This is a genomic window from Pseudoalteromonas sp. MER144-MNA-CIBAN-0113 (assembly GCF_040308965.1).
Lineage (GTDB): Bacteria > Pseudomonadota > Gammaproteobacteria > Enterobacterales > Alteromonadaceae > Pseudoalteromonas > Pseudoalteromonas tetraodonis.
In genome coordinates this window covers 1-2781 of record NZ_JBEOOG010000144.1, presented here as the reverse complement: position 1 = coordinate 2781, position 2781 = coordinate 1, and the positions used below count along the sequence as shown (strand labels likewise).

General features: G+C 39.2%; 3 protein-coding genes. 2 read left to right on the top strand and 1 reads right to left on the bottom strand.

The genetic code is table 11. The annotated features are described in order from the left end of the window. Nucleotides 1-201: 201 nt before the first annotated feature. Nucleotides 202-1011, bottom strand: coding sequence for a hypothetical protein (locus AAEY57_RS18995; RefSeq protein WP_013465502.1), 810 nt, complete (start codon nucleotides 1009-1011; stop codon nucleotides 202-204). A gap of 115 nt (nucleotides 1012-1126) precedes the next feature. Here AAEY57_RS18995 and AAEY57_RS18990 point away from each other — a divergent pair, with 115 nt between their 5' ends. Beyond that, nucleotides 1127-2278 (top strand): serine hydrolase domain-containing protein, encoded by a 1152-nt coding sequence (locus AAEY57_RS18990; RefSeq protein WP_013465501.1) that lies wholly within the window; start codon nucleotides 1127-1129, stop codon nucleotides 2276-2278. Next, nucleotides 2278-2715 (top strand): histidine phosphatase family protein, encoded by a 438-nt coding sequence (locus tag AAEY57_RS18985; RefSeq protein ID WP_350608555.1) that lies wholly within the window; start codon nucleotides 2278-2280, stop codon nucleotides 2713-2715. The genes AAEY57_RS18990 and AAEY57_RS18985 overlap by 1 nt, the downstream gene beginning before the upstream one ends. Nucleotides 2716-2781: the final 66 nt, after the last annotated feature.

The following is a 2781-nucleotide window of genomic DNA, read 5'->3' as shown; positions in this document are numbered from 1 at the left end:
CAGAACCCTTCGGGCAGCGCCTGTTTGGCATTGATGCTGCGTTATCGCCTATTTATGGGGAATAACCACACCACATATGCGCTGCCTTGCCTAAATACCAAACAGACTGCTGCAAATTTAACCTTGAAAGGTCAACAGACCCTAGTATATTGTCAAACTCTTGGCTAAATCTGTAAAAAAAATGTAGCGGTCGTCCTGCAACTACTGAACTTTAATTTTATCGATAAGTATACTGCTTAAGTAAAATTGCATCATGGGAGTTAATGCGCTGATCTCAGTACGTGTACATGGCCCATTTAATTTAGTTAAACGACTCAGTTTAGTAATGGTTTTATAAGCAGGGGCCGTTACTTCATTTTTAAGTTCAGCACGCTTAAGCCGAGCCTGTTCGGTATTATGTTTATGAATAAACGCAACAACTTCTAACTCGTTAGTGATCTTTTTTTCTTCAGTAAAGCTATAGATTAGGGGCTCACGGTGAAAGCTTGCACTATCTATTGATGATTTGGCAAACCAAACTACATCTCCCGATGCTTTGTGTGTAAGGCGCATACTAACTTGTGCCAGTATATTTGCGCATTGTTGAGAAGGGAATTGCTGTGCTACTTTTGAAAACAATGAATAAGGTTTTTCTGGCTGCGCTAGGATGTACTTAGCATCATCTATAAACTCAAGGTCAACTTGATGGATAGCTAACGTGTAATCACTGTTATCGGTTGTGGTAACTTTTAGTTGTTTATCGTTAAGTGCTTGGCTAATTTGAGATACTAATGTGTCGGTGACACTTGCACGGTCTACGATCACTCTGACAGTCTGATTTTTTTTAATGTTATGTGCAGGTAATTGCACCGATTTTACTTTCGGTGAAGCATGCTCGGTTTCATATTTAAGTTGGTAAGTTTGACTCTTAAGCAAAGGTTTTGCAGGCATTGCTAAAGGTTCTGCAGGCTGCTTAACTACGGCACAACCTGAAGCTAATACAATAAAAAGTGATACAACTAAAAAACGCATAAATATTTTACATCCACTCAAAAGCCATTAATCGAACATATTGTACGTTAGTCCGAGCAAAAGTTCATGATATTATAGAGGCTGATTATGACTAAAAAAGAAAAATTAGCTAAGAATGAAGTATTTTAACTCCTTACCCTTTTATTTTTTTGCTTTATGTATTTTAGGGACGCATTTACAGGCAAGCGCAAGCACAGATCCTGATTGGGAAGCTTTTGTTAAAAATTATGGACGCTACGTAGAAAAAAAACTAAAAGTAAAAAAGATTCCGGGCGGAGCGCTTTCCATCGTCAACGCACAAGCGCGTGACTATATACATACTATGGGGCATACCAAAGTGCGCAGTGGGCAAAAAATTAATCCACACACTCGGTTTCGTTTGGCCTCAGTATCTAAAACGTTTGCAGGGTCGTTAGCGGCAAAACTTGCAAATGAAGAACAACTTAATTTGTATTTTCCTGTTAGTCATTACATTCCTGAATTTAAACAAACCGACTACAAAGATGATTTAAAGGTTTTTCATATTTTAAGCCATTCTAGTGGGCTAGTACCGAATGCATACGATAATTTAATCGAATCGCGAATGGGGTATAGCGATATTGTAGAAAAGCTATTAAGTGTAAAACCTATATGCGAACCCGGTGACTGTTATGGCTATCAAAATGTCATGTTTAGTTTAATTGATGACGTGATTTTAAAAAGCACCAACAAAACTTATACTCAGTGGCTCAATGACGCATTTTTTATCCCTCTAAAAATGAACGATGCAAGCTTAGGCTACGATGCCATGGTGCAAGATAGTAACTACGCACACCCTCATGTGCGAGGGAAAAAGCGTTGGTACAGTGCCCGTTTGAAAAAGAATTATTATAAAGTCGCTCCGGCGGCTGGGGTAAACGCCAGTGCGTCAGATATGGCTATTTGGTTAAATGCGCAACTAGGGCAATATCCATCGGTATTATCCTTAGATGCATTGGCCACGCAAACGCGTCCTTATACACATACTAAAAAAGAACGCTACAGACGAGTATGGCGAGAGCACATGAACGAAGCCTACTATGGGCTAGGCTGGCGTGTGTATGATTATGATGATGAAACGCTTTATTACCACAGTGGTTGGGTGCAAGGCTACCGCAGTGATTTGGTTGTGTTTCCGCACTTAAATGTAGGCTTTAGTTTGATTTTAAATGCAGAAACTGGACTCATAAATGAGCTTACAACTGAGTTTATAAATCGCCTATTAGCATATAAACGAGAGAAGCAATAATGAATGCCCACATAAAAACATTGTTAATAGCATTATTACTTATTTGCCAACCCGCCTTTTCTGCCCCTGAACAGGTTTACTTGTTTCGACATAGCGAAAAACAAACAGGGGAAAATCCATTTCTAACTGCCCAAGGCCAAGCGCGTGCTGAGTACTTGGTTTCGTTAGTTAACACCTATCCAAACATAACGTTATTCAGTAGTAACTATAACCGTACCCTAAACACGGCAGCGCCATTAGCCGCGTATTATAATATTAAAGTTATTACCTATGATGCTGCTGATCTAATGACATTGAAAAAACAATTATTAGCACAAAATGGCGTTGTGGTAGTAATAGGGCATAGTAATACCACACCGCAGTTGGCTTCATTATTGAGTAATCAAGCTATTGAAAGTATGGATGAGAGTCAGTACGGGCATTATTATTTAACCTGAGATCTGCTTAAGCGATAACTAGTGCGTTGAGCTCTACGTCAGTTAAATTAAGGTGTGGCTTATTTT

Coding starts and splice junctions, on each gene's coding strand:
- AAEY57_RS18995 (WP_013465502.1), bottom strand. CDS start 1,011: ATGCGTTTTTTAGTTGTATCACTTTTTATTGTATTAGCTTCAGGTTGT.
- AAEY57_RS18990 (WP_013465501.1), top strand. CDS start 1,127: ATGAAGTATTTTAACTCCTTACCCTTTTATTTTTTTGCTTTATGTATT.
- AAEY57_RS18985 (WP_350608555.1), top strand. CDS start 2,278: ATGAATGCCCACATAAAAACATTGTTAATAGCATTATTACTTATTTGC.